Raw genomic sequence first — 25,481 nt, 5'->3', positions numbered from 1 at the left:
GCCGCCCGCCCCTGCACGGGGCGGGCGGCGTCCGGGCGTTCGCGGGCCGTCCGGGTCAGTCGGTCTTGATGCTGGCCAGGATGTCCAGCCGGGAGGCCCGGCGGGCCGGCCAGAGCGCGGCGACCATGCCGACCAGGGCGGCGAGGGCGAGGAAGACGAGCACGCTGCCGTACGGGATCACGGTGGTCAGTCCCTTCAGGTCGGAGGCCAGGACCCTGGTGGCGGCCCAGGCGAGGAAACAGCCGAGCAGGACGCCGATCAGGGCGCCGAAGACCGAGATGACCACCGACTCCAGGCGGATCATCCGCTTGATGCCGCGCCGCTCCAGGCCGATCGCCCGCAGCATGCCGATCTCGCGCTTGCGCTCGAACACCGACATGGCCAGCGTGTTGACCACGCCGAGGACGGCGACGATCACCGCCATGGCGAGCAGGCCGTACATCAGGTTGAGCATGGTCGAGATGATCCGGCTGAACTCGTCGACCATGTCCTTCAGCGTGCGGACCTCCATCACCGGGTTGCGGCCGGTGGCGTCCTTGATGGACTGCTTCAGCGCGGCGGTCGGGCCGTCGACGCCCTTGACCAGGATCTGCTGGACCAGCGGCTGCGGGTCGTGGCTCTCGATCAGCCGGTTGGGCGCCACGATCGGGGAGACGCCGTCGTTGCGCTCGAAGACGCCGCCGACGGTGAGCGTCACGGCCTCGCCCCGGGCCGCGGTGGCCTTCAGGGTGGAGCCGACCGCCAGCCGGTGCGCGGTGGCGAACTCGTCGTTGACCAGCACCTGGTCCTGCCCGAGGGCGGCGGTGGAGCCGGACTTCATCGTCAGGTTGACCAACTGGTCGAAGGCGGCCGCGTCGTAGCCCTCGATGGCGCGGCCGGCGCCCACCCCCTCGATGTCCCACCAGACGTTGTCGACCTGGCTGACCGCCTTGACCCCGTCCGCCTTGGCGACCGCGCCGGTCAGGTCGGTGGACAGCTCGCGGCCGTTGGCCATGCCGACCACGTAGTCGGCCTTCATCGAGTCGCCGACCATCGAAGTGACGGCGCTGGTGACCGAGTTGCCGATCACGGTCAGCGCGGTGACCAGGGTCAGGCCGATGGTCAGCGCGGCCGCGGTGCTGGCGGTGCGGCGCGGGTTGCGCACCGCGTTCAGCCGGGCCAGCTTGCCGGGGGTGCCGAACACCTTGGCCAGCACCGGGCCGACCAGCGCGATCACCGGGCGCGACAGCAGCGGCAGCAGCACGAACACGCCGATCAGGGTGAGCGGGGCGCCCAGCTCCAGCATGTGCTGGGCGTTCGAGCCCTTGCCGTTCGCACCGGCCAGGATCAGGCCCAGGCCGGAGCCGGCCACCAGCGCGCCGATCGAGTTGCGGATCACCAGGCCGCGCTGGGTGGCGGGCTGGTCGCCGCTGCTCATCGCCGCCACCGGGGGGATCCGGGAGGCCCGGACGGCCGGCAGCAGCGCCGACAGCACGGTGACCACCACGCCGGTGACCAGCGTCCCGACGACCGTCGCCGGGGCGATCACCAGCGAGCCGGTGGGCAGGCCTTCGTTGAAGGCGTGCAGCAGGGACTGCAGGCCGGCGCCGATGCCGACGCCCGCGAGCAGGCCGCCGACGGAGGCGATCACGCCGATGGCGAGCGCCTCGACCAGCACCGACTTGGTGACCTGGCCGCGGCTGGCGCCGACCGCGCGCAGCAGCGCCAGCTCCTTGATCCGCTGGGCGATCAGCATGGTGAAGGTGTTGACGATGATGAAGATGCCGACGAACAGCGAGATACCGGCGAACACCAGCAGCATGGTCTTCATGCCGCCGACCGAGTCGGCGACCATCCTGGTCTGCTCGTCCTTGAGCTCCTGGCCGGTCTTCAGCTCGGCGCCCGCGGGGGCCTGGGCCCGGGCCTGGTCCAGGAGCGCGGCCTCGCCGGTGCCGGCCCGGGCGGTCAGCACCACGGAGCTGAACCGGCCCGGCTCCAGCAGTTCGCGCTGGGCGGTGGCGGTGTCCATCAGCACCAGGGTGCCGCCGGAGGTGACCTGCGGGTCGTCGGTGGTGAACACGCCGGTGAGCACGGCGTCCCGGGCGGCGCCGTTGCCGGCCACCCGGACGGTGTCGCCGACGTGGTAGCCGGCCTTGTCGGCGGCCTGCCGGTTCAGCGCGACCTCGCCGGCGGTGCGCGGGCCGCGGCCCTCGGCCATCGGGTAGCGGGTGTCGGCGCCGGAGGCGTCGGGGGCGAAGTTGGCGCCGCGGGCGCTCCACGCCTCGCCGACCAGGTTGCCGTTCTTGTCGGCGACGCCGGTGAAGCCGGAGACCACGCCGCGGGCCCGCTCGGTGCCGGGCAGCGCGGCCAGCCGCTCGACGGTGTCCGCGGTCAGCGTGTCCTTCTGGGGGCGCGGGGCGTCGTGGTCGGCCGGGCCGTCGTCCGCGCCCCCGGCGGAGACCAGCACCGAGACGTCCGAGAAGCTGGTGGAGTAGCTGTCGCGCATGGCCCGGCCCATGGTGTCGGAGAACACCAGGGTGCCGGCCACGAAGGCGGTGCCGAGCAGCACGGCCAGTGCCGTCATCAGGAGTCGGCCCTTGTGGGCCAGCACGTTGCGCAGTGCGGTGCGATACATGGGGTCAGTCCTGGGGAGGTGGGTGCGGTCGGGTTCGACGGGGCCCGCGGGCGGGCGGCCGCGGGACGTCAGCTGGTGCGGCCCTTGGCGTCGAAGCGGCGCATCCGGTCCAGGACGGTGTCGGCGGTGGGGTGGTGCAGCTCGTCGACGATCCGGCCGTCGGCCAGGAACACCACCCGGTCCGCGTACGAGGCGGCCACCGGGTCGTGCGTCACCATCACCACGGTCTGGCCGAGTTCGCGCACCGAGTTGCGCAGGAAGGAGAGGATCTCCGCGCCGGAGCGGGAGTCCAGGTTGCCGGTGGGCTCGTCGGCGAAGATGATCTCCGGCTTGGAGGCCAGCGCCCGGGCGCACGCCACCCGCTGCTGCTGGCCGCCGGAGAGCTGGGCGGGCCGGTGCGAGAGCCGGCCGGACAGGCCGACGGTCTCCACCACCCGGTCCAGCCAGGCCCGGTCGACCTTGCGGCCGGCGATGTCCATCGGCAGCGTGATGTTCTCCAGCGCGGTGAGCGTGGGCAGCAGGTTGAACGCCTGGAAGATGAAGCCGATCTTGTCCCGGCGGAGCTTGGTCAGCTGCTTGTCCTTCAGCCCGACCAGCTCGGTGTCGCCGATCGTGGCCGAGCCGGAGGTGACCTCGTCGAGCCCGGCCATGCAGTGCATCAGGGTCGACTTGCCGGAGCCGGACGGGCCCATGATCGCGGTGAACTCACCCTGGCCGAAGGCGACCGAGACGTCGTCCAGCGCCACGACGCGGGTCTCGCCCGCGCCGTAGACCTTGTTCAGGCCGGTGGCGCGGGCCGCCGCCAGTCCGGTGTGGGCTGCGTACGCGGTCGAGGTGCTCACGGTGGGACTCCTTGTCCGGAGGGTGGGTTCGTCACGGCGCGGCCGCTCCGAGGACTCCTCCGACCGCTACTCCATCCTCACCGCCGCCCCGGCCCCCCACGTCGCTCCGCCGAAGGGTCGGCCCACCACCGCCAGGCGTACGCTTCCTCCCACCGTCTCCTCCTGCGGTATGACCCCTTCCCCGAGGTCCGGATGGCCGAGAACAGCCGAAGCGTGGCCGAAACGCCAGACGCTTCGTCAGATGGCATGGAAGCATGACAACTTCCGTACCTGGAAATATGCGAAACGGTCGTCCGGCCGACTAGGCTCAGCGTTGAGATCGCCGCGCTCCCAGGCCCAGATGGTGGAACGCAGACACGGGCAGCTTAAAACTGCTTGGCCGCGAGGCCGTGCCGGTTCGAGTCCGGCTCTGGGCACTCCCCTGCCCACCCGTCGTGACGCTTTGCAACCGAACGGGTACGGTCACCCTCGGTGTTGAACAACTTGTTCACAACGAACGCTTGACGCGTCGGCGTTCAGCTCGCATCCTGGGGCCATGGCCGACACCCCTCCCCCGCCGTCCGCGGGCACCGACCCGTTCGCCCCGCCCGATCCCGACGCCGCCCGCGCCCAGCGGGTGTACGCCGCGCTGTTCCGGATCGCCGAGCGGCACGCCGCCACCGACGGGCAGCGGCGGCGGCAGACCAACCCGGCGGTGGTCGCCCCGCACGAGGCGGTGCGGCTGGTGGCGTTCCTGCTCAGCGGGGCGGCCCTGGCCGAGGAGGGCGAGCCGGAGGTGGACCGGGCCGACGTGCTGGCCGCGCTGACCCTGCTGCCGCTGGTGCGGGCCGAACTCGACGAGCTGGAGGCCGGGTTGCTCACCATGGCGCGCGGACGCGGGATGACCTGGCAGGAGATCGCCTTCGGGCTCGGCCTGGGCACCCCGCAGGCCGCCCGGCAGCGGCACGAGCGCCTCGCCGAACGCACCGCGCCCGCCGACCCCGCCTGACGACCGGCCGCGCCCGCGCCCGCCCCCGCGGGCGCTCACCCGCGCCGGACCGCCCGGACGGCGACGGCCCCCAGCAGCAGGGCGAGCCCGGCCGCCACCGCCGCCGTCGCGACCCCGCCGGTGCCGGTCGCGGCGAGGACGGGCCGCTGGACGACGGCGACGCGCTCCGCCGCGGTCACCAGCGTGCCGTCGGCGGTGTGCCCGCCGACGGCGAAGTCGTCGGGCCCGGTCCAGCCCTCGTCCGGCTCGTACCGGACGTGGCAGTTGTCGAGGATCCGCACGGTGCCGTGCCCGGGCCGGCGGGTGACGGCCAGGTCGGTGCCGCCGCACAGCGCCGGGGGGAGGTCGACCGTCCGCGCCAGGTCGCTGCCGACCTCGACCGGCGGCTGCTCGGGGAGCACCACCGGGTGGCAGGCGAGGGCGAAGTCGACTCCGCCGGCGTCGCCGGCGGTGGCGTCCGCGGCCCGGACCGGGACGGGCGCGTCGTAGCCGCCGGGGACCCGCACGGCGACCCGGTAGGCATCGGGGGCGAGCCCGTCGAAGCGGTACGTCCCCTCCTCGCCCGCCCCGGCGGTGACCGGCTCGCCGTCCGCCCCGGTGACGGGCGTGCCGTCGGGGTGCCGCAGCAGCAGGGTGCCGTGGTCCGGCGGCGCGCAGCCGTCCGCCGTGACCCGGCCGGTCACCGAGGCGGTGGCGGCGGCCACCCACAACTGGCCGACCGGGGCGCCGCTCTGGACGCTGAAGACCAGGGTGAGGTCGCGCACCGCCTTGACCGGGCGGAACCAGCCCGACGCACCGTAGGTGTCCGCGCCGTTGCCGATCAGCGTGGCGCTGTCCCCGTCCCAGCGCGGGACGTCACCCTGCACACCGCCGCAGCCGGACGGCAGCGGCGCGGCCGCGCAGTAGTTGAAGGCCCCCCGGAAGCCGAGGTTGGCCGGGGTGAGCGGGCTCCCGTCCGCCGCCGTCCCGGTGATCCGCACCGTGTCGGCGTCGATGTCGCCCAGCGCGAAGGCCCAACTCCCGGCGGCGAGCGGGCGCTCGAAGGCCAGGGTGGTGGTGGACGGCCCCCTCCCCGCGGCGGTGCGCAGCGTCAGGTACGGGTGGCCCTGGGAACCGCCGTAGGCCGCGCCGAACGGGGTGGCGGCGTTGAGGAACGCCGAACCGCCGGACGCGACGGCCGGGTTGGTGCCGTCGGTGGTGACCGTGGCGCGGGGCAGGCCGACCACCGGGAAGCCCAGGGTGCCGGTCGGGCCGGACAGGCTCCAGTCGCCGTAGGCGGAACCGGCGGCCCCGGCCGGAGCGGCGGTGAGGGCGAGCAGGACGCCCGCCGCCGCGGCGGCGGCCAGGCACTGGATCGTACGACGGCGCATCGGGCCGCTCCTGTCGGAAGGCGCTGGGACCCGTCCACCATGCGGCCCGTCCGTTCCCGCGCGGGACGCACACGCGGCGGGCCGCCGCACCCCCACCCGAACAGCCCGAAGGCCCCCACCCGGTGGAGGGTGGGGGCCTTCGTCAGCTGCCTGCTGTACTCCGCCCGGTGGCGGGGCCGGCTGAGCACCACGGAGGTCGTGGTCCGGCGGCGCTGCCGGGCGGAGGGCCTCCGACTCGTACCCGGCCTGGGGCCGGGTCTGGTCGCCTGCTCGTCGCGACTTACTTGCTCGCCGCGAGCTCCTTCTTCGGCTCGGCCGCGGCGGCGGGCTTCGGGGCCGGGGCGGTCGCCTCCTGGAAGGCGTCGAACGGCTTCTCCATCTCGGAGAGGCCGACCGTCTCGCGCTTGAGGAACATCGCGAGGGTCCAGTCGGTGAAGACCCGGATCTTGCGGTTCATGGTCGGGACCATCGCGCCGTGGTAGCCGCGGTGGAACCACCAGGCCAGGCGGCCCTTCAGCTTGATCTTGCCGAAGAGGATCGCCACGCCCTTGTGCAGGCCGAGGCCGGCCACCGCGCCGAGGTTCTTGTGCTTGTACTCGGCCTGCGGGAAGCCGCGCATGCCCGCGATGACGTTGTCACCGAGGACGGCGGCCTGGCGGACGGCGTGCTGCGCGTTCGGCGGGCACCAGGCGCCCTCACCGGCGGCCAGGTCGGGGACCTGGGCGTTGTCGCCGGCCGCCCACACGTAGTCGAAGCCCTGGACCTGGAGGGTCGCCGCGGTGTCCACGTGGCCGCGCGGGCCGAGCGGGAGGCCGAAGCGGTTGACCACCGGGTTGGGCTTGACGCCCGCGGTCCACACGATGGTGGAGGCGTCGAACTCCATGCCGTTCTTCAGCACCACGTGCTGGTCGACGCAGGAGTCCATCGAGGTCTCGATGTAGACCTCGATGTCGCGCTCCTCCAGGCGGCCCTTGGTCCACAGACCGAGGTCCGGGCCCATCTCGGGGAGGATGCGGTTGGCCGCCTCCACCACCACGAAGCGCATGTCGTCACGGCTGACGGTCTTGTAGATCTTGGCGGCGTCGCGCGCCATGTCCTCGATCTCGGCGACGGTCTCGATGCCGGCGAAGCCACCGCCGATGACCACGAAGGTCAGGGCCTTGCGCCGGACGTCCTCGTCCGTGGTGGACTCGGCCTTGTCGAGCTGCGCCATGACGTGGTTGCGGAGGCTGATCGCCTCCTCGACCGTCTTCATGCCGATGCCGTGCTCCGCCAGACCCGGGATCGGGAAGGTGCGGGACACCGAGCCGGTCGCGACGACCAGGTACTCGAAGGGCAGTTCGTAGGACTCGCCCGCTGCGGGCTGGATGGTGGCGACCTTGCGGGCGTGGTCCACCTCGGTCACGTGACCGGTGAGCACCTCCGCCTTCTTGAGGGCGCTGCGCAGCGGCGCGACGAGGTTGCGAGGGGCGACGTTGCCGCCGGCCGCCTCGGGGAGGAAGGGCAGGTACGTCATGTACGACCGCGGGTCGACGACCGTGACGGTCGCTTCGCCGTAGCGCATCTTCTTGAGGATGCGCATCGCGGCATACAGGCCGACGTAACCACCGCCGACAATGAGGATGCGAGGACGCTCCGTGGTGCTCATATCCGAAAGTATCCACCCCCGCCTGACGGGCCATTCGTGAGGCCCGTCACAAGCTCCTGGACACCGGGTGCTACACTGCGCGCCCGCACTTCCGGCTTCCGGTGGACTCCCGGGGGTCCGCTCACCGCCGGCGGGCCCCCGCCGTGAGCGGTTCGACCCGCAGGACCGCGCTGAACAGCAACGATCCCGGCGTCACCCGGGTTCCCGAGCGGGGTTTCGATTTCTCCGCGATGAACGGCAGGTTGCCTGCGATCCCACCGGCGACTCCCGGATGGCGCCTTCGGTCCCACATTTCGGGCGGAGCGGAGCCCCCGAGTGGGTCGAAAGACTGGATTGCCATGTGAAGAAATTCACGAAGGTTCTCGCCGCGACACGCCGGGAGGCCCCGAGGAGGCCCCGGAAGGGGCCCGGAAGGGGCTCGCGGGGGTCTCCCGGGCACCCTCCGGGGGCCTCCCGGAACCCGTTCGGACCAGTGGGCACCCGGGCGTTCGCCGAGCCGGGCCCGAGCCGTGATCAGGCGATCGACCAGGCGATTCCGTCCAGGATGTCGTGCTCCGAGACCAGCAGTTCGGCGGCCCCGGTGCGCTCCATGACCTCCAGCAGCACCAGCGCGCCCGCGGCGATCACGTCCACCCGGCCGGGGTGCATGACCGGGACGGCGGCCCGCTCGGCGTGCGAGGAGTGCAGCAGCCACTGGGCGGTCTCCCGCACCTGCTCGACGCCGACCACCGCGTGGTGGATCCGCTCGGAGTCGTAGCCGGGCAGCTCCAGGGCGATCCCGGCGACGGTGGTGACGGTCCCGGCCAGGCCGATCAGGGTGGCGCCGGAGTCCAGCGGCACGGCCGCGGCGACGGCGTCCAGCGCGGCCCGGATGTCGGCCCGGGCGGCCTCGATCTGCGCCTCGGTGGGCTGCCCGCCCGAGAAGTGACGCTCGGTCATCCGGACGCAGCCGATGTCCATCGAGTACGCGGCCCGCACGTCCTGCTCGCCGAGCACGAACTCGGTGGAGCCGCCGCCCAGGTCGAACACCAGGTACGGCGGCCGGTGCGGGCCGCCGAGCAGCTCGCGGGTGGCGCCGGTGAAGGACAGCCGGGCCTCCTCGTCGCCGCTGACCACGCTCGGCGTGACGCCCAGGATCTCCTTGACCCCGGCGGCGAACTCGGCGGCGTTCTCGGCGTCCCGGGAGGCGGAGGTGGCGACCATCCGGATCCGGTCCGGGGCGACCCCGTGCTCGGCGATCACCTCCGCGTACTCGCGGCAGGCCGCGAAGGTGCGGGCCAGCGCCTCGGGGTGCAGCCGCCCGGTGCGGTCGACGTCCTGGCCGAGCCGGACGATCAGCATCCGCCGGTCCAGGTCGGTGATCTCGCCGGTGGCCGGGTCGAGGTCGGCGATCAGCAGGCGGATCGAGTTGGTGCCGCAGTCGATGGCGGCGACCCGGGTCGGGCTCACGACTCGTCCTCCGATCCGGCCTCGGCGGCCTTGCGGGCGGCGCGCTCGGCGCTCAGCGCCTCCTTGGCGGCGATCACCGCGCCGTGGTCCCCGGCCTTGGCCCGGTTGCGGGCGACCCGCTCACCGGCCGCGTCGACCTCGGCGGGGCTGACGCACGGGCCCTTGGCCCACCAGTCCTCCAGCATCCCGATCGCCTCGTCGCCGAGCGGGTTGACGCCCTCCCCGGCGGCCAGCGAGTGCCCGACCAGCACGTGCAGGCACTTGACCCGGTCGGGCATGCCACCGGCGCTGGGGAAGCCCTCCAGCACCTCGACGGCGTCCCGGCGGGCGATGTAGTCCTCGTGCGCCGCCCGGTACGCGGCGGCCAGCTCCGGGTCCTCGGCGAGCCGGGCGGTCTGCTCCTTCATCACGCCGTCCGCCTCCAGGGTGCCGATCAGCGAGGCGGCCCGGGGACAGGTCAGGTAGTAGAAGGTCGGGAACGGCGTGCCGTCGGGCAGCCGGGGCGCGGTCTCCACCACGTCCGGGTTGCCGCACGGGCAGCGGTGGGCGACGGCGCGCAGCCCGCGCGGGACCCGGCCGAGCTGGGCGGCGATGGCGGCGACGTCGCGGTCGGACACCTCGGGGGCGTCGGACGCGGGAGGGTTCTGGTTGCTCATCGGGAGTCTGTTCGTCAGAGGGGGCGGGGGTCGTTGGGGGGACGCCGGGGCGTCAGGGGGCCGGCTCCGGTGCGGGCGGCGCGGCGGCGTCGGCGGCGTCCACCGAGTCCCAGAGGGCGGCGTACCAGGGCTTGAGCGCCTTCGGGCGGCCGGCCGCGGCGTCGTCCGAGGAGGGCTTCGCGCCGGGCGCGGGCGGCGGGGAGACCGAGACGAACGGGGTCTCGCCGGGCAGCGCGTAGTGCAGTCGCTCCCGGGCCCGGGCCTTGACGTACTCCGGGTCCTGCCAGCGGGCCTTCTCCCGGCGCAGTTCGTCGACCTGCTGGCGGGCGTGCTCGGCCTTGGCCCGCTGGGCGGCGATCTCGCCGCGCTGGGCGATGTACTGCCGGGCCGGGTAGGCGAGTATCGCCACCAGTGAGCACAGCACGAGCACCAGCACGGTGGCCCGGCTGGTGAAGCGCGGTCGCGCCGCCAACCCGGGAATCCTCCACTTGGCCATCTGCTCGCCCCTCCTGCGCATGCCGGTGCCCCGGCCCCACCCTACGCGGTGGGGACCGGGGCACCGGTCACATCAAGCGGTAGTTCAGCCCTGCTGCGCTTACTTGTCCGCGGGGCGGCTGTGCCTACTTGTCCGCGGAGCGGCTGTGCTTACTTGTCCGCAGAGCGGAACCGCGGGAACGCGGAGCGGCCCGCGTACTCGGCGGCGTCGTCGAGGATCTCCTCGATGCGCAGCAGCTGGTTGTACTTGGCGACGCGCTCGGAGCGGGCCGGGGCGCCGGTCTTGATCTGGCCGCAGTTGGTGGCGACGGCGAGGTCGGCGATGGTGACGTCCTCGGTCTCGCCGGAGCGGTGCGACATCATGCAGCGGTAGCCGTTGCGCTGGGCCAGCTCGACGGCGTCCAGGGTCTCGGTCAGCGAGCCGATCTGGTTGACCTTCACCAGCAGCGCGTTGGCGGTGCCGGTCTCGATGCCCTTGCGCAGGCGCTCCGGGTTGGTGACGAACAGGTCGTCGCCGACCAGCTGGACCTTGTCGCCGATCGCGTCGGTGATGGCCTTCCAGCCGTCCCAGTCCGACTCGTCCAGCGGGTCCTCGATGGAGACCAGCGGGTAGTCGGCGACCAGCTCGGCGTAGTACGCGATCAGGTCGGCGGAGGAGAGCGCCTTGCCCTCGAACTGGTAGGCGCCGTCCTCGAAGAACTCGGAGGCGGCGACGTCCAGGGCGAGCGCGACGTCCTTGCCCGGGGTGTAGCCGGCCTTCTTGATCGCCTCGGTGATGAGGTCGAGGGCCTCGCGGTTGGAGTCCAGGTTCGGGGCGAAGCCGCCCTCGTCGCCCAGGCCGGTGGAGAGCCCGCGCTCCTTCAGCACGCCCTTGAGGGTGTGGTAGACCTCGACGCCCCAGCGGACGGCCTCGGAGAAGGACTCCGCGCCGATCGGGGCGATCATGAACTCCTGGATGTCGACGTTGGAGTCCGCGTGCGAGCCGCCGTTGAGGATGTTCATCATCGGGACGGGCAGCACGTGGGCGTTCGGGCCGCCCAGGTAGCGGAACAGCGGCAGGTCGCTGGCCTCGGAGGCGGCGTGCGCCACGGCGAGCGAGACGCCCAGGATGGCGTTGGCGCCGAGCGAGGACTTGTCCGGGGTGGCGTCCAGGTCGAGCATGGCCTGGTCGATCAGGCGCTGCTCGGTGGCGTCGTAGCCGACCAGCTCGGGGCCGATCTGCTCGATCACGGCGAGGACGGCCTTCTCGACGCCCTTGCCGAAGTAGCGGCTCTTGTCGCCGTCACGGAGCTCCAGGGCCTCGAAGGCACCGGTGGAGGCGCCCGACGGGACAGCCGCGCGACCGGTGCTGCCGTCGTCGAGACCGACCTCGACCTCGACCGTGGGGTTGCCGCGGGAGTCGAGGATCTCACGGGCTACGACGACATCAATGGACGGCACGAGGCATCTCCTAGCGGAAGCGGATGTGTGGTCGTTACGACCAGAGCCTAGCCGCACAGCGCCGCGCGGCCACGCCCGGCCGGGCCCCGTCTCACGGTGTGGCCCGGCTACTCATCGGTAGTTCACCTGTTTGACGGCCGCTCCACCGCTCCCGGCGGCGCGAACTGCCGGGCGCGCGCCGGGAGCGGACGGGGAGTCAGGGGACGCGGCCCTCGTCAGGGCGGCGGCGGGGCCTCGTCAGGCCGCCGGCCGTGCGCGTCCCGCATGCCGGAACACCGTCCGGACAGGGGTCGGAGCGGGATCAGAGCGAGAGCACCTGACCGGGCAGGATCAGGTCGGGGTCGGCGCCGATCAGCCCCTGGTTGGCCCGGTAGATCCGCTCCCAGCCGCCGGAGACGTTCTGCGCGGCGGCGATGCCGGAGAGCGTGTCGCCGTCCCGGACGGTGTAGCCGCCGGCGGCCGGGAGCTGCGGGGCGGCGTCGTTCTGCGGGGCGGCCTGGGGTTCGGCGGCGGCCTGGGGTTCGGCGGCGGCCTGGGGCTCGGCGGCGGGCTCGGCCGGCTTCTTCGACGGCGAGCCCTTCGGCTGCTGGGGCGGGCTCGGGCGCTCCTGGGAGCGCGAGGCGGTGTCCTCGGAGGTGTCGGCGGGCGCGCCGCCCTTGGTGAGTCCGGCCCGCTTGGAGCAGACCGGCCAGGCGCCGGGGCCCTGGGAGGCGAGCACCCGCTCGGCCACCGCGATCTGCTGGGAGCGGCTGGCCAGGTCGGCGCGGGCCGCGTACTGGCCGCCGCCGAAGGCGCGCCAGGTGGAGGAGGTGAACTGCAGGCCGCCGTAGAAGCTGTTCCCGGTGTTGATGCTCCAGTTGCCGCCGCTCTCGCACTGGGCCACGCGGTCCCAGGTGTCGGCTGACGCAGCTGCCGCTCCGGTGGCGGCGAGCAGGGGGAGGGCCAGGCCGACCGAGGCCACGCCGGCGGCGGCGATGACCTTCTCGGCCTTGGTACTACGGCGGTGGCGAGGGGTGTTGGCGAACAGCACGGGACATCCTCTCCGCACGCCTGCGAGGTGAGCTGTCGGGTTCGGACCGGGAGGCTGGCCCGGCCGCCGGACGGTTCGGACGCGGTTGCGCCCGCTGCTCGGCGGCTTCACCCCAAGCCGTTGGGACTACGGCGTTCACACTGGTTCCCCCGCTCCTGTCCGGTACCTGGTAGGTGGCCCGAGGACGCGGCGGACAGGACTCGGCGTGCCGCGATCGGGGCCCGCAGCTGCGGGCATGTCGGAGAGTAAGCAAAGCTGACGAGCAATCACAAGCTCATATCACCATGATCACGCCGAAATTACGGATCCCCTTTTCACGTACACGAACGATCCAGGTATGTCCGGATTCGTTCCGAGCAGGAGTGCGACGCGCGCCCCCGCCCCGGCGCGTCGTCGGCCCAGCGGTACGGCGTGTCGCGGGTGTCGAAACGGCGTCAGCGGGGCGTGAAGGAGACCGGGAGGTCGCGCAGACCGCGCATGATCAGCCCGCCCCGCCAGCGCAGCTCGGCCGGATCGGCCGCCGGCCGGAGGTCCGGAAGCCTGGTCAGTAGGCTGCCGATCGCGCTCTGCCCCTCAAGCCGGGCCAGCGGGGCGCCGATGCAGTAGTGGATGCCGTGACCGAAACCCAGGTGCGGGTTGTCCGAGCGGGCCAGGTCGAGCGTGTTCTCGGCGGAGAACCGGGCCGGGTCGCGGTCGGCCGCGGCCAGCACCACCAGCACCGGGTCGCCGACCGGGACGTCCACCCCGCCGATGGTCAGCGGCGCGGTGGCGAACCGCCAGGTCGCCAGCTCCACCGGGCCGTCGTAGCGCAGCAGTTCCTCGACGCCGGTCTCCAGCAGGGCCGTCTCGCCGCGCCCCAGCGACTGCTGGAGCAGCGCGCGCTGGTCCGGGTTGCAAAGTAGGGCATGAAGCCCATTACCAATCAAATTGATCGTGGTTTCGAACCCGGCGAAGAGCAGGATGAAGGCCATCGCCGCGGCCTCGTTCTCGCTCAGGTGCTCGCCGTGGTCGCCGGCCCGGATCAGGCCGGAGATCAGGTCGTCGCCGAGGTCGGCGCGCTTGCGGTGGATCAGGTCGGCCAGGTAGCCGCGGATCTGCTTGACCGCGCGGCCCACGCCTCCCCGCTTGCCGCCGGTGTGGCGGATCATCATGCCCGCCCAGTCGCGCAGGTCGTCCTGGTCCTCGGCGGGGACGCCGAGCAGGTCGCAGATCGCGTAGATGGGGAGCGGGAAGGCGAACTCGTGGATCAGGTCGGCCTCGCCGCGGCCGGCGAAGGAGTCGATCAGCCGGTCGGTGATCTCCCGCACCCGCGGTTCGAACTCGGCCACCCGGCGCGGGGTGAACGCCTTGGAGACCAGCCGGCGCAGCCGGGTGTGGTCGGGCGGGTCGATGTTCAGCAGGTGGGTCATCAGGTCGGCCTGCCGCTCGCCGGGGATGCCGACCCGGCCGCTGCGGTGGGCCTGCTCGCTGTGGTGCGCCGGGTTCTTGGAGAGCCGGGCGTCCGCCAGGGCCTGCCGGGCGTCCGCGTAGCGGGTGACCAGCCAGGCGTCGACCCCGCTCGGCAGGGTAGTGCGGTGCACCGGCGCGTGCTCCCGCAGCCAGGCGTACGCCGGGTAGGGGTCGGCGGCGAACTCCCAGGTGAACAGGGGCGGCTGGGGGGCGTGGGGCTGGTCTGGCATGTCTTGACCGTATCGGGAAGCGCCGTCGCGTGAGTCTGGTCACCTGGTGGGTAATCCCTGTTGCGGAGCGTCGGGGCGAGCCTACGATCCTCCGATAACCACCGTGGGCGGCGTGCGGGCCGACCACGGGTGCGCGCTCTGAAAGGGGAGCAGGCCATGCGAGTAGCCGGTGCAGTGGTGGTCATCGCGGTGCTCGACGGGGGTTCGGGGGCCGACCTGGCCCGCCGGTTCTCCGCCGCCGGCGCCGCCGGCCTGCTGGTCGCGGACCTGCGCCCGGGCGTCGCCGAGGACCTGGCCGCCGAGCTCGACCGTCCCGGCTGCCCGGTGGTCGGCGTCTCCGGCGACATCCACCACCCCGCGGACGTCGCCGCGCTGGTCGCCACCGCCGTCAAGCACCTCGGCCCGATCGACCTGTTCGCGGTGGCGGGCCCGGACGGCGAGCGGATCGTCCAGCTCGCCGACCTGCCCGGCCACCTCGACCCGCTGGCCGAGGTCCTCGCCCTGGTCGGCGAGGCCATCGGCGAGGTCGTCCCGGCCCAGCGCCGCCCGGTCACCGACGTCCCGCTGGCCGGCTGAGGCCGCTCCCCGGGCGACCGCTCCCCCGGGCTACTCCGCCGGCAGCCCCTCCGCCGTCCGGACCGCCGCGCGGTAGCGGCGGGCCGCCGCGCGCAGCGCCGCGTCCACGTCCACGCCCCGGTCGTGCGCCCGCTGCGCGACGGCCAGCAGCAGCTCGCCCGCGGACTGCGCGGTCAGTTCGGCGGGCAGCTCGTACGGCGCGTCCGGCACGCCGGTGAAGTGCGCCCGGCGCACCCGGGAGACCAGTTTGGCCGCGTACGCCAGCGCGGGCAGGCCGGAGGGCACGCCGTCGAGCACCGACTCGCGCTGCTTCTCCGCCGCCTTCAGCTGCTCCCAGTTGGCCTCGGTCTCGGCGGAGCCGGTCACGCTCACGTCGCCGAACACGTGCGGGTGGCGGTACGTCAGCTTCTCCACGATGTCGCCCGCGACGTCGTCGATCGAGAACGGGTCCGCGGCGTCCTCCTCGGCGATCCGCGAGTGGAAGAACACCTGGAGCAGCACGTCGCCGAGCTCCTCGCGCAGGGTCTCCCGGTCGCCCTCCTCGATCGCCTCGACCAGCTCGAACGCCTCCTCGACCAGGTACTTCACCAGGCTCTCGTGGGTCTGCTCGGCGTCCCACGGGCAGCCGCCGGGCGAGCGCAGCCGGTCCATCACCGCGACCAGGTCGAGCAGCCGGGCCCCCGGCAGGTCGTACGAGCCGGGCAGCACCTCGATCTCCGGGTGCTCGCCGGCCTCCTCGACGGCGATCCGGGCCAGCGCGTCGGTCAGGCCCGGGTCGCCGTCCGGGCTCTCCAGCCAGAGCGCCGGGGCCTCGGCCAGCAGCAGCCGGGCCAGCGCGGGGGCGGACGGCCGCTCGACCACCTCCGGTTCGACGCCCGCCGCGCGCAGGGCGGCCAGCTGCGGGTGGTCCGCGACGCCGGCCAGCACCTTGGGCGCGGACCGGAGCGCCTCCCAGGCCGGCCAGGAGAGCAGACCGGGGGCGACGCGGTGGGTGGTGGTCAGCAGGATCAGCTTCGGGGTCTCCACGGGTCCGAACCTACCGCGGGGGGCGGGGCGGCCGGGTGCGCCGGTCAGGCCGCGGGCCGGAGCACGACCTGCCGGGTGACGGCCAGCAGGTCGGCCGGGGTCAGCTCGGCCAGCAGCTCCGCGGCGTGGTCGAGCAGCCGGGCGGCGGCCCCGGTCAGCGCGGCGTCGTCCAGCGGGCGGCCGGGCAGTTCGCAGCTGTCGGCGAGCAGGCCCTGCGCGACGGCGTACAGGTTGGCGCTGGCGACCTCCCGGACGGTCAGCGACAGGTGGGCGGACGGCGCGCCCTCCTCGGCGCGGGCCCGGTGCGCGAACCCGCGCGGCACGTACAGCACCTCGCCGGGCCGCAGGACGGTGTCCAGCAGCGCCTCGCCCGGGTCGCCGTCCTCCCGCTCCGGCACCCAGTTGCCGTCCGCCGGGCCGCCGTGCACCCACCAGCGCTTGGCGCCGGAGAGCTGCACCACGAACACGTCCGCGTCGTCCCGGTGCACCGGGCGGCCCTGGGTGCCGGGCGGCGTCAGGAAGTAGAACGCCTCGACCGGGCGGCCGAGTTCGGCGGCCAGGCCGTGGCACAGGGTGCGCACCCCGTGGTGCCACTGGTCGACGTAGCGCAGCAGCAGGGTGGCCCGCTCGTCCCGGATCAGGGCGCGCACCGCCGCGCCGTCGGCGTAGCCGCCGACCGGTTCGCCGAGCACCGTCCGGGGCGGGCAGAACCGCGCGTCGGGCAGGTGGGCGTCGCGCTGCACCAGGCCCAGGTAGGGGGCCCGCAGCAGGCCGTGGTCGAGCAGCCGGTCGAGTTCGGCGGCGGGCAGCACGTCCACCGGCGGGTGCGCGGGGTGCAGCACGGCCGGGGCGGTGCGCCACAGTTCGGTGCGGAACCGCTCCTCGTCGGGCACGAAGCGGCGCAGCCAGGTCTCGGTCACGGTCGGTTCTCCTCTCAGGCGGTGGGGCGGCTGCTGTGGGCGGACCGGCGGGCGGCGGCGACCAGCTCCCCGGGGGTGGTGGCGGCCAGCCTGGCCCGCAGGTGGTCCAGCAGGTCGGCGCCGGTGCGCAGCAGGCCGTCCTCGTCGATCGGGCGGGCGGGCAGTTCCAGCCCGGCGGAGAGCAGCCGGCGCAGCTGGGCGCGCAGGTGGACGGCGCCGGCCTCGCGCAGCGCGACGGTCAGGTGCAGGGACGGGCCGTCCCCGGTGGCCCGGGCGGTGTGGGCGTACCCGTTGGGGACGTACAGCACCTCGCCGGGGTGCACCTCGGTCTCCAGCAGGCACGGGCCCGGGTCGTCCTCGCGGACCGGCTGCCAGCCCGGGTCGGTCGGGCCCGCGTACACCTGCCAGTGCTTGGTGCCGCTGAGCTGGATGACCAGGATGTCGCCCTCGTCGCGGTGGACCGGGCCGTGCCGGCCCGGCTGGGAGTAGAACAGGAACGCCTCGGTGAGCCGGCCCAGGCTCTCGGACAGGCCGGTGGTCAGCGCGCGGACGCCCGGGTGCCAGTGGTTGAGGTAGCGCAGTTGCAGGGTGGCGTCGTGGTCGCGGATCAGGGCGCGGACCCGCTCCGGGTCGGGGCAGCCGTCCAGGGCGCGGCCGGCGACGATCCGCGGCGGGCAGTAGTCGGCCTCGGGGACGGTGCCCTCCGCGGTGAACAGGCCGGCGTAGGGGCTGCGCAGGGTTCCCCCGTCGACGAGGTCGAACAGGCCGTGCACGGTGAGCAGTTCGGTGGGCGGGTCGGCGGGGCGGAGCAGGACCGGGCCCCGGCGCCAGTGCGCGCGCAGGAAGGTCTCGGGGTCGTCGACGCAGCGTGCCAGCCAGTCCATGGCCGTGGGTTCCTCTCCGGTGCGGTGGGCGGTGCGGTCCGGCGCCCCGCGGGGTGGACCGGGATCAGATGACGTCCGGGTAGCACTCGCCGCAGCCGTTCGGGGTGGCGTGGCCGGCGCTGACCGTCCCGGCCTCGGCGGCCTGCGCGGCGGCGGCCGGTGCGAACACCGCACCGCCCACGGCGGCGGCCACCGCCACCGACAGGGCGGCCTGGCGGGCGAGCGCGGCGAACTTCGAGGTGGACTCGGTGGTGGTGATGCCCATGACGGAACTCCTTCGATGAAAGGGGTGAAAGGGATTTTTCGGTCGGCGACGGGCAGGCGGTGCCCCGGCGCGGACCGGGATGGTGCGGTCAGGCGGTCGGGATGCGCAGGGCCAGCGGTTCGGCGCCGGGCCGGCAGGTGAGGTGGCAGCCGCGGCCGGGGGGCAGCAGCAGCCACTGGCCGGGGCGCAGTCGCAGGCCCCGGTCGCTCCCGGGGGTGGACCGGACCTGGCAGGCGCCGTGGAGTTGGAAGAGCAGCAGGGCGCTGCCCTCCCCCGGGGTGAGTTCACCGGCGGGTTCCACGGGCCGGCCGAGGAGCCGGCGCAGGGCGTCGGCCCAGCGGGCCGCTCCGGACGCCGGGGCGGCACCGGACGGCTCGCCGTCCGGGTGGTCGTCCTCGGTCCACAGCAGGGCCGGTCCGCCGCCGAGCCGGCGGCGCAGGAAGGCGGCGACCTCGCGGGCCGGGTCGGCCGCTCTCGCCCCCTCCGGTTCCCACTGCATCGCGTTCGCCTCCCTTCCGCCGTCCCGGTGGGGCCCGGTGTGCCCCGCTGAGAACAATGGTGCGGCGCGGCGCGCCCGGCGGACAGTCACGGACAGTCGGTCCCGGCCCGGCGGTCCCGGGGTCGCGTGACACGGCGGGGCGTGGACGGCGGGGGCGGCGGAGTGCGGACGGCGGGGCGGCGGATCAGTCGTCGAGCAGGCCGGCCCGGGCGGCGGCGACCCCGGCCTGGAAGCGGCTCTCGGCGCCCAACTCGTCCATGATGTCGGCGATGTGGCGGCGGGCGGTGCGCAGCGACATGCCCAGGCGGCGGGCGATCGCCTCGTCCTTGAGCCCGGCGGCGAGCATCCGGACGATGGTGCGGTCGAGTTCCTGGGAGACCTGTTCGAGGCCGTCCTCGGCGGCGGCGGCGAACGGCCGGGCGAGCGTCCAGGTCTGCTCGAAGATGTCGCACAGGTAGGCGAGCAGGGCCTCCTGACGGACCACCAGGGCGCCCGGGGAGCCGTCGCTGAGCGGCAGGAAGGCGAGTTCGCGGTCGAAGGCGATCAGCCGGCCGAACAGCTCGTGCGAGGTGCGGTACTCGGCGCCGAGCGCGGTGGCGGCCTCGGCGTACGCCTGGCTGGGGCCGTGGAAGCGCGCGGTGTGGTGGTAGAGGGTGCGGATCCGCACGCCGCGGCCCAGCAGGGCGCGGTCCCGGAGCAGTCCGGCCTCCATCGCGGCGGGGACCCGGGAGCTGCCGCCGGGCTGGATGGTGAGCACCTCGCTGCGGCAGGCGGCGGAGGCCCGTTCCAGGGCGGCCTGCACGCCGGGGAGGTCGGCGATCACCTCGATCGCGCCGGAGCCGTCCACCGCGCCCGGGCCGGCCTGCCGGTGGTGGGGCAGGAACGCGGCCACCAGGGCCTGGCGGTGGGCGAGTTCGGCGCGGCTGCGCTGGATCTCGGCCTCGACGGGGGCGGCCAGCGCGGTGATCGCGCTCTGCGGGGGCAGCGCGTGGCCGCGGCCGGGGTCGGCCGGGTCCGGGTGGATCAGTCGCCAGTCGGCGAGGCGGCGCAGCGCGTCGGGGGCGGCGGCCGGGTCCAGCCCGCGCTCCCGGAGGTGCCCGGCGAGGGCCGCCGGGTCGAGCCGGCCGTGTTCCAGCACCCAGCAGTAGGCCGCGGCGTCGACCGGGTCGGGGGTGAACTCGGCTTCGAGCGGTGGGGTTTGGGCTATTAGGTCCATTTCCGTCCCCAGGTCATCTTGCTGCCAGAGCAGTTGGTGAGGTGGCCGTGCAATGGCTCGGACGCCTGCGGGTGCCCATGCTGGTTCCCAGGCGCCGGTGCTCCGACCGGGACCCGGGCGCCGACGACCCCCTTCCCACCCTCAGGAGGACCCTGCCATGAAGCGGTTCGCTCGCATCCTCGCCGTCGCCGGTCTGCTCGCCGCCCTGGCCGGTGCCGCGCCCTGGTCGGCTGCGGACGGCCGGTCGGCCACGGCCGTCACGGTGGCCGGGGCGGCGCCCTCGGGCGACACCTCCTGGGGCAGCTGCGACCTGCCGCTGTGCCGACCGCTGAGCTGAGCCGCCCTCCTCCTCGCTTCCCCCCCTCTCCGCCCGCACCGATGAAGGGACCGCAGATGCCGGCCGTTCCGCCCCGCCCCGCCCCGGACCCGACCGAGGGCCTCAGCCGACGCGAGCACCAGGTGCTGGAGCTGCTCACCCACGGCGCCACCTACGCGGCGATCGCCCGCCGCCTGCAGCTCAGCCCGCACACGGTCGACACCTACCTGCGCCGGATCCGGGCCAAGACCGGCGCCACCAACCGGATCCAACTGGCGCTCCTGGCGCACGCCGCCCGGCACCCCGCCCCGGCGGCCCGGGCGAGCTGAGCGGGCGGGGCCGGTGGTGACGGGCGGGCGGGCGCGGCCGGACGGTCGCGCCCGCCCGCCCGGTTCGGTCTCGGCCCGGATCCGATCCGGGTCAGCGGCGGCGGCGGGTCCTGGTCGCCAGGGCCATCAGACCGGCCAGGAGGCAGCCGAGGGCGGCCAGGCCGATCAGCGGGAGGGCCCCGGCGCTCCCGGTCTCGGGGAGCCGACCGCCAGCGCCGGAACCGGGCACCGGCTGCGGGGTGCCGCTCAGGTCCGGCGCGGGGCTCGCGGACGGTGGCGGCGGGGGGACGGTGACCCGGTAGGAGACGGCGTCGCCGGACGCGTTCGGGGCGCTCGGCCCGTACGCGGTGCGGTCGTCGCCGCCGCCCTCGGCGCCGGTGCAGGGCGGGCCGCCGCCCGGGTCGCAGGCCGATTCCGAACCTGCGGCCGTCGTCAGGTGGCCGGGCACCGCCGGGTCCGGCCCGCTCGGCCGCTGGACGCCCGCCCCGCGCAGGGTCGCGGGCACGGCGGGGGCCGCGGCGAGCGGGACGAGCAGTCCGGCGGCGGGCAGCACCGCGCACAGGGCGCGCAGCCTCCTCGGCAGGGGTGGACGGCGCTGGACCACGGACGACCTCGCAACCGGTGCGGCGGGCTGGGCAGGGAACCCAGCCTCACCGGCCCGTCGCCCTTCGTCCGGCGGACACGTCCGACGCGCACGGGCGCTCACTCGTCCGGCCGAGGAGCGCCCGGGGACGGCCCGGAGCCCGCGCAGGGCTAGCGGGCCGCGGTCACAGGGCCTGGGTGCTCGCCGCCGGGAGCCAGTTCTCGGTGCTGCCGGTGAGGCTGATCCGGGCGGTGTCCCAGCTGCCGTAGCGCGGGTTGACCTCGATGTGCAGGGCGGTGCCCGCGTCGACCAGGGCCTTGCGGATGGCGGCGTCACCGGCGGGGCTGTTCGGGTCCTGGCCGGCGGCCAGCTTCACCAGGCCGATCTGCTGGCGGTAGAAGCCGTCGACGTCGCCGGACGGGACGCCCTGCTTGGCGCGCAGCAGTTCGGCGAGCTTGGTGTCGCTGCCGACCGTGCGCGCGTCCGCGGACCTGGCCTGGTCGACCTCGGACTGGCTGACGGTGATCCGGTGGTCCGCCAGGGCGCGGGCGACGACCTTGCCGAGGATCAGGTCGGAGACGGCGTGCCGGGCCAGGCCCGGCTGCTCCTCGGCGGCGGCGCCCGCCTGCGCGGCGCCGTCCCGGACGGCGGCGACCCGGGCCTCGACCTGGGCGATGCTGATCCGGTCGCTGCCGACCACGGCGGCCGCCCCCTGGTGGGCCGGGGCGCCGCCGCAGGCGGCGAGCGCGGCGGCGGCGACCGCGGTGCCGAGTGCGGCGCGCAGTCGGCGGGCGGAGCTGGTGCGGATCACTGGGGCCTCCTGGGCGGTGGAGCGCGGTCCGGTGGTGCTCTGCGTACGTGGCTGGGACGAACACTATTGACCGCCGACCCCGAGGGCCAGACCCCCGCCGCCGTCCGGCGCGGCGCTACGTCGCGTAGGGGTTGGTGGTGGTGCGATGGCGGCCGAGCCGTTCGAGGTGGGAGCGCAGCCGGCGGACGTCGGGGTGGTGCGGGCCGTACCGGCGCTCGGTCTCCAGGAGGAGTTCGAGCAGGGCGTGCCAGCCCTCCTCGGGCCGGCCGGTGGCGGCGAGCAGCAGGCCGGTGCGTTCGCGGACCTCGACGGCGTGCGGGGAGCCGGGCGGGAGGGCGGCGAGGACGGCACGGTACTCGGCGAGCGCCTCGGCGGCCAGGCCGAGGTGGTCGAGGCAGCGGGCGGCGTGCCGGCGGTGGTCGAGCGCGGCGGGGTCGTGGGGCGCGGCCCCGGCGGCGAGTCGGCGCAGTTCGGGCAGGGCCTCGGCCCAGCGCTGTTCGGCGAGCAGGGTACGGGCCCGGATCGCGCGCACGGTGCGCACCAGCGGCGCGTCCTCGCCCTGTTCGGCGGCGGCCCGGGGCAGCAGCCGGGCGGACAGGTCGAGCACCTCGGTGTGGCGTCCGGACTCGACCAGGTCGGAGAGCCGGGCGCAGGCCGCGCCGAGCGTCTCGGTGCCGGGCGCGGCCGGGGGTGCGACGGCCGGGGCGGGGGTCGGCGGCACGGCGGGCGGGGTTTGGAACGCCGCGAGGACGGGGGCGGCGGTGGGCTGCGGGTGGTGGGGGTAGCGGTAGGGGTCGCCGGGGTCGGGGACGGCGGGCAGCCGGGTGCGGACCCGGCCGGTGGCGGCGGGCAGCATCGGCAGCAGCACGGCGTGCACCTCGACGGCGTCGGCGGGCCGCTCCTCGGGGCGCTTGGCCAGCAGCCGCAGGACGAGCGACTCCAGGGCGGCGGGCACCTCGGCGCGCAGCCGGCGCAGCGGGACGGGCGGGTCGTCGACCTGGCGGCGCAGCACGGCGAGCGCGGTGGGGGCGGGGAAGGGCGGTTCGCCGGCGAGCATCTCGTGCAGCATGCAGCCGAGCGCGTACAGGTCGCTGCGGCCGTCGGCCCGGGCGGCCATGGCCTGTTCGGGGGCCATGTAGGCGGGGCTGCCGATCGGGCTGCCGGTGAGGGTGAGCCGGGTGGCACCGGGGTCGAGGGCGGTGGCGATGCCGAGGTCGAGCAGGATCGCCCGGCCGTCCGGGCGGATCATCACGTTGCTCGGCTTGAGGTCCCGGTGGACCACCTGGGCGCCGTGCACGGCGGCGAGCGCGGCGCACAGCTGTCCGGCGACGGCGGCGGCCCGGTCGACGGGCAGCGGGCCCTCCTCGGCGACCAGGTCGGCCAGGCTGAGGCCGGGGACGCGCTGCATCACCAGGTACAGCTCCTCGCCGTCGGTGCCCGCGTCGTAGACGGTGACCAGCCCGGGGTGGTCGAGCCCGGCGCCGATCCGGCACTCGCGCAGGAAGCGCCGGCGCAGCAGGTCGGCCTGGCTGTCGCCGCGCCCGGCGGGGCGGGGCAGCGCGTCGGTGCGCAGCAGCTTCACCGCGACCTGCCGCTCCAGCCGCTGGTCGTGGGCGGACCAGACCTGGCCCATCCCGCCGTGCCCGATCTTCTCGTCGAGCAGGTAGCGCTCGCCGACGACCCGGCTCACTGCGGCCCGTCCCCGGCCTGCCGGCGCAGCAGTTCGCCGAGTTCGCGCAGTTCGGCGGCCCCGGTCGGGGCCGCGGGCGCGACGTGGGCCGCGGGCGCGGCGTGGGCCGCGGGCATCGCGGGCACGGTGGGCGCGGCGGCCGGGTGGGGCTGCACGGGCAGCTGGGGCTGCACGGCCGGGTACGGCCCGGCGGGGTGGGCGGGCTGCGGGTACCCGGCGGTCGGGTACCCGGCCTGCGGATATCCGGGCTGCGGGTAGGCGTACCCGTACGGCTGGGGGTAGCGGGCCGGGGCGGTGGCGGGCCACTGCTCGCGCCGGTTCATCAGCAGGAAGTGCACGGGGGTGGCGAGGAAGAGCGGCAGCAGGAGCAGCCCGGCGGTCAGGTTGTCGATCGGCTCGCCGTTCGGGGTCAGCCCGAGCGAGATGAACAGCGCGACCTGCATCAGGCCGAACACCGCCGCGCCGACCTTGTCCGCCGTCCGGCGCCGGTCGACGGCCAGCACCATCGACGGCACCATGCCGAGCAGTCCGAGGGTCAGCACCGGTATCAGGGCGAGCAGCGCCGTCAGCCCTTTCCGGTACGGGACGGCGCGGGCGGGCATGGTGGCTCCTCGGCGGCGGCGGTACGTGCTGCGCACACGGTACCGGCCCGGACCGACCGGCCGGGAGCCCGTTGCCGTCCCGTTGCGGGCCGACGCGCCGTCAGGCCGGTTCGGTGGCCCCGGCGGCGAGCGTGTCGGTGAGCGCCCTGGTCAGGGTGCGGGCCTCGGCGGTGGCGGCGGCGAGGGCGCTCTCGTAGGCGGCGATCCGGCGGAACGCGGCGCCGAGGCGGCGCTGCCGTTCGATCGGGACGCGCGGCAGCTCGACCCGGCGGATGTCCAGCCGGCTGGTGGTGGACGCGTAGCTGCTGGCCCGCCGTCCGGCGCCGGTGGCGCGCAGCTGGCCGGCCAGGAAGTCGGGGTCGAGCAGCTCGGGGTCGGGCCGCAGCAGGTGCAGCCGGGGGCCGAGGGCGGCCCCGGCGTAGGGGCTGCCGGGGTGCACGGCGCGGGCGCCCTCGTCGCCCAGGGCCGGGACCAGCACGTCCCCGTGACGGACCGTCAGGACGTCCCCGGCGTCGGTGGCGGCGCTCGGCGGGACGGCGGCCTGGAGGTCCTGGTCGGTGAGCAGCGGGGTGCGGCCGCCGGGCCGGGCGGGGGCGCCCTGGCCGGAGGAGTGCACCTCCAGGGCGCCGGCGCGGGCGAGTTCGCCGATGCTGACCTGCGGCGGCGGGGCGTCGGCGGCGGTGGTGACGGCGGGCAGCGCGGTGTCCAGGTCGGCCAGCCGGGCGAGTTCGGCGGTGAGCCGCTCGCGCAGTCCGGCGAGCAGGTCGGGGGCGGCCCCGGCGGGGGCGGCGGGCAGGTGGCGGGCCGGGGTGAGGTCGGTCTCGTCGTCCAGCAGGTCGATCGCGGGGACGGCGCGGGAGCGACCGGGGCGGTCGGCGGGCAGCGGGGCGCCGGTGCGGGCGGCGGTGTCGAACTCCTGCCAGGCGGCCCGCACGGCGTCGGTCGGCGCGGCCCGGTCGGGGCCGCCGTCGGCGGCGGCGTCCAGCAGCAGGACGTGCCGGAACCCGTCGCCGGGTTCCGGTCCGCGCAGCACCCACACGTGCAGCGGCACCCCGTACGGCGGGGCGGTGCCGGCGGGCAGCGCGGCCACGGCGCGCAGGGCGCCGGAGCGGACGAGTTCGGCCCGCACCCGGCGGCCGGCCCGGCGGGAGGCGACGGTCGGCGGGAGCAGCAGGACGGCGGTGCCGCCGGGGCGGGTGTGCGCCAGGCAGTGCAGCACCCAGGCGAGTTCGGACTCGCCGCGCGGCGGGACGAGCCGGCCGGGCCAGCGCGAGTCGTACTGGAGCTGGTCGTGGCCCCAGTCGCGCTCGTTGTAGGGCGGGCGGCAGACCACCGCGTCGGCGGTGCGGCCGGGGAAGGCGTCGGCGCGCAGCGCGTCGCCGGCGCGGACGTCCAGCGGGAGCGGTCCCGGCGCGTCGGCGGGGCGGCCAGGGCGAGGCGGAGCAGGGCGACGCCGGCCAGCGCGGGGTCGCCCTCCTGGCCGAGGCGTTCGGTGCCGGGGGCGGCCAGCAGGGTGCCGCCGGTGCCGCAGGCCGGGTCGAGCAGCGTGCGGG

The 25,481-nt window shown here is 75.1% G+C and carries 25 protein-coding genes, 1 tRNA gene and 1 riboswitch; of the genes, 5 read left to right on the top strand and 21 right to left on the bottom strand.

Annotated elements, in window-relative coordinates; translation table 11 throughout:
* Nucleotides 1-55: 55 nt before the first annotated feature.
* Both HUT16_RS21620 and HUT16_RS21615 read right to left on the bottom strand, forming a co-directional pair.
* Complete coding sequence (locus HUT16_RS21620; protein WP_176189763.1) at nucleotides 56-2,614, bottom strand: ABC transporter permease; 2,559 nt, start codon at nucleotides 2,612-2,614, stop codon at nucleotides 56-58.
* A 68-nt stretch (nucleotides 2,615-2,682) separates the two neighbouring features.
* Nucleotides 2,683-3,456 carry an ABC transporter ATP-binding protein gene (locus HUT16_RS21615; protein ID WP_176189762.1) on the bottom strand — a complete coding sequence of 258 codons (774 nt, stop codon included), beginning with the start codon at nucleotides 3,454-3,456 and terminating at the stop codon, nucleotides 2,683-2,685.
* Nucleotides 3,457-3,790: 334 nt separating this feature from the next.
* On the opposite strand from HUT16_RS21615, the gene HUT16_RS21610 reads away from it, so the two are divergent.
* Nucleotides 3,791-3,872, top strand: a tRNA-Leu gene (locus HUT16_RS21610).
* Nucleotides 3,873-3,991: 119 nt separating this feature from the next.
* Entirely contained in the window at nucleotides 3,992-4,444 is a 453-nt protein-coding gene (locus HUT16_RS21605) for a DNA-binding protein (protein WP_176189761.1), read from the top strand.
* A gap of 35 nt (nucleotides 4,445-4,479) precedes the next feature.
* Here the strand turns inward: HUT16_RS21605 and HUT16_RS21600 are convergent, their stop codons facing one another.
* The 8 genes from HUT16_RS21600 to HUT16_RS21565 form a co-directional block, all read right to left on the bottom strand.
* Nucleotides 4,480-5,814: a carboxypeptidase-like regulatory domain-containing protein gene (locus tag HUT16_RS21600; RefSeq protein ID WP_176189760.1), complete on the bottom strand. Its 1,335-nt coding sequence runs from the start codon at nucleotides 5,812-5,814 to the stop codon at nucleotides 4,480-4,482.
* Between the two features lie 280 nt (nucleotides 5,815-6,094).
* Nucleotides 6,095-7,462, bottom strand: coding sequence for an NAD(P)/FAD-dependent oxidoreductase (locus HUT16_RS21595; RefSeq protein ID WP_176189759.1), 1,368 nt, complete (start codon nucleotides 7,460-7,462; stop codon nucleotides 6,095-6,097).
* 513 nt (nucleotides 7,463-7,975) lie between these two features.
* The gene (locus HUT16_RS21590; RefSeq protein WP_176189758.1) at nucleotides 7,976-8,911 is read right to left on the bottom strand and encodes a Ppx/GppA phosphatase family protein; all 936 of its coding nucleotides are present in this window, start codon (nucleotides 8,909-8,911) and stop codon (nucleotides 7,976-7,978) included.
* Nucleotides 8,908-9,567 (bottom strand): DUF501 domain-containing protein, encoded by a 660-nt coding sequence (locus tag HUT16_RS21585; protein ID WP_176189757.1) that lies wholly within the window; start codon nucleotides 9,565-9,567, stop codon nucleotides 8,908-8,910. Before HUT16_RS21585 ends, HUT16_RS21590 begins: the two co-directional genes overlap by 4 nt.
* A gap of 52 nt (nucleotides 9,568-9,619) precedes the next feature.
* Nucleotides 9,620-10,063: a septum formation initiator family protein gene (locus HUT16_RS21580; protein ID WP_254897925.1), complete on the bottom strand. Its 444-nt coding sequence runs from the start codon at nucleotides 10,061-10,063 to the stop codon at nucleotides 9,620-9,622.
* A gap of 149 nt (nucleotides 10,064-10,212) precedes the next feature.
* Nucleotides 10,213-11,502 carry a phosphopyruvate hydratase gene (eno, locus tag HUT16_RS21575; protein ID WP_176189755.1) on the bottom strand — a complete coding sequence of 430 codons (1,290 nt, stop codon included), beginning with the start codon at nucleotides 11,500-11,502 and terminating at the stop codon, nucleotides 10,213-10,215.
* 301 nt (nucleotides 11,503-11,803) lie between these two features.
* The gene (locus HUT16_RS39300; protein WP_176189754.1) at nucleotides 11,804-12,532 is read right to left on the bottom strand and encodes a transglycosylase family protein; all 729 of its coding nucleotides are present in this window, start codon (nucleotides 12,530-12,532) and stop codon (nucleotides 11,804-11,806) included.
* Nucleotides 12,533-12,535: 3 nt separating this feature from the next.
* Nucleotides 12,536-12,734: riboswitch (cyclic di-AMP (ydaO/yuaA leader) on the bottom strand.
* Nucleotides 12,735-12,966: 232 nt separating this feature from the next.
* Nucleotides 12,967-14,211 carry a cytochrome P450 gene (locus tag HUT16_RS21565; RefSeq protein ID WP_176189753.1) on the bottom strand — a complete coding sequence of 415 codons (1,245 nt, stop codon included), beginning with the start codon at nucleotides 14,209-14,211 and terminating at the stop codon, nucleotides 12,967-12,969.
* 156 nt (nucleotides 14,212-14,367) lie between these two features.
* On the opposite strand from HUT16_RS21565, the gene HUT16_RS39295 reads away from it, so the two are divergent.
* Nucleotides 14,368-14,787 carry an SDR family NAD(P)-dependent oxidoreductase gene (locus HUT16_RS39295; RefSeq protein ID WP_176189752.1) on the top strand — a complete coding sequence of 140 codons (420 nt, stop codon included), beginning with the start codon at nucleotides 14,368-14,370 and terminating at the stop codon, nucleotides 14,785-14,787.
* A gap of 30 nt (nucleotides 14,788-14,817) precedes the next feature.
* Here HUT16_RS39295 and HUT16_RS21555 read toward each other — a convergent pair whose 3' ends face one another.
* The 6 genes from HUT16_RS21555 to HUT16_RS21530 all read right to left on the bottom strand — a co-directional run bounded on the left by HUT16_RS21555 (nucleotide 14,818) and on the right by HUT16_RS21530 (nucleotide 19,597).
* Nucleotides 14,818-15,813 carry a MazG family protein gene (locus HUT16_RS21555; RefSeq protein ID WP_176189751.1) on the bottom strand — a complete coding sequence of 332 codons (996 nt, stop codon included), beginning with the start codon at nucleotides 15,811-15,813 and terminating at the stop codon, nucleotides 14,818-14,820.
* A 44-nt stretch (nucleotides 15,814-15,857) separates the two neighbouring features.
* Nucleotides 15,858-16,733, bottom strand: coding sequence for a cupin domain-containing protein (locus HUT16_RS21550; RefSeq protein WP_176189750.1), 876 nt, complete (start codon nucleotides 16,731-16,733; stop codon nucleotides 15,858-15,860).
* 14 nt (nucleotides 16,734-16,747) lie between these two features.
* Nucleotides 16,748-17,617, bottom strand: coding sequence for a cupin domain-containing protein (locus tag HUT16_RS21545; protein WP_176189749.1), 870 nt, complete (start codon nucleotides 17,615-17,617; stop codon nucleotides 16,748-16,750).
* A 64-nt stretch (nucleotides 17,618-17,681) separates the two neighbouring features.
* Entirely contained in the window at nucleotides 17,682-17,882 is a 201-nt protein-coding gene (locus HUT16_RS21540; protein WP_176189748.1) for a hypothetical protein, read from the bottom strand.
* 88 nt (nucleotides 17,883-17,970) lie between these two features.
* Entirely contained in the window at nucleotides 17,971-18,381 is a 411-nt protein-coding gene (locus HUT16_RS21535; protein WP_176189747.1) for a hypothetical protein, read from the bottom strand.
* A 184-nt stretch (nucleotides 18,382-18,565) separates the two neighbouring features.
* Nucleotides 18,566-19,597, bottom strand: coding sequence for a LuxR C-terminal-related transcriptional regulator (locus HUT16_RS21530; RefSeq protein ID WP_176189746.1), 1,032 nt, complete (start codon nucleotides 19,595-19,597; stop codon nucleotides 18,566-18,568).
* 157 nt (nucleotides 19,598-19,754) lie between these two features.
* Between HUT16_RS21530 and HUT16_RS21525 the strand changes: the two genes are divergently transcribed.
* Nucleotides 19,755-19,934 (top strand): hypothetical protein, encoded by a 180-nt coding sequence (locus HUT16_RS21525; protein ID WP_176189745.1) that lies wholly within the window; start codon nucleotides 19,755-19,757, stop codon nucleotides 19,932-19,934.
* Nucleotides 19,935-19,990: 56 nt separating this feature from the next.
* Nucleotides 19,991-20,242 carry a response regulator transcription factor gene (locus HUT16_RS21520; RefSeq protein ID WP_176189744.1) on the top strand — a complete coding sequence of 84 codons (252 nt, stop codon included), beginning with the start codon at nucleotides 19,991-19,993 and terminating at the stop codon, nucleotides 20,240-20,242.
* Between the two features lie 91 nt (nucleotides 20,243-20,333).
* Here HUT16_RS21520 and HUT16_RS21515 read toward each other — a convergent pair whose 3' ends face one another.
* The 5 genes from HUT16_RS21515 to HUT16_RS38420 form a co-directional block, all read right to left on the bottom strand.
* Nucleotides 20,334-20,846, bottom strand: a complete 513-nt coding sequence (locus HUT16_RS21515; RefSeq protein WP_176189743.1) for a hypothetical protein — start codon at nucleotides 20,844-20,846, stop codon at nucleotides 20,334-20,336.
* A 163-nt stretch (nucleotides 20,847-21,009) separates the two neighbouring features.
* Nucleotides 21,010-21,636, bottom strand: coding sequence for a SurA N-terminal domain-containing protein (locus HUT16_RS21510; RefSeq protein WP_176189742.1), 627 nt, complete (start codon nucleotides 21,634-21,636; stop codon nucleotides 21,010-21,012).
* A gap of 115 nt (nucleotides 21,637-21,751) precedes the next feature.
* Nucleotides 21,752-23,326 carry a serine/threonine-protein kinase gene (locus HUT16_RS21505; protein ID WP_303392087.1) on the bottom strand — a complete coding sequence of 525 codons (1,575 nt, stop codon included), beginning with the start codon at nucleotides 23,324-23,326 and terminating at the stop codon, nucleotides 21,752-21,754.
* Complete coding sequence (locus HUT16_RS21500) at nucleotides 23,323-23,928, bottom strand: hypothetical protein (protein WP_176189741.1); 606 nt, start codon at nucleotides 23,926-23,928, stop codon at nucleotides 23,323-23,325. Before HUT16_RS21500 ends, HUT16_RS21505 begins: the two co-directional genes overlap by 4 nt.
* Nucleotides 23,929-24,028: 100 nt before the next feature.
* Nucleotides 24,029-25,261, bottom strand: coding sequence for an N-6 DNA methylase (locus tag HUT16_RS38420; protein ID WP_254897924.1), 1,233 nt, complete (start codon nucleotides 25,259-25,261; stop codon nucleotides 24,029-24,031).
* Nucleotides 25,262-25,481: the final 220 nt, after the last annotated feature.

The organism is Kitasatospora sp. NA04385, from assembly GCF_013364235.1.
GTDB lineage: Bacteria > Actinomycetota > Actinomycetes > Streptomycetales > Streptomycetaceae > Kitasatospora.
Note: the sequence above shows the minus strand (reverse complement) of the source record. Positions and strands in the feature narration are given on the sequence as shown.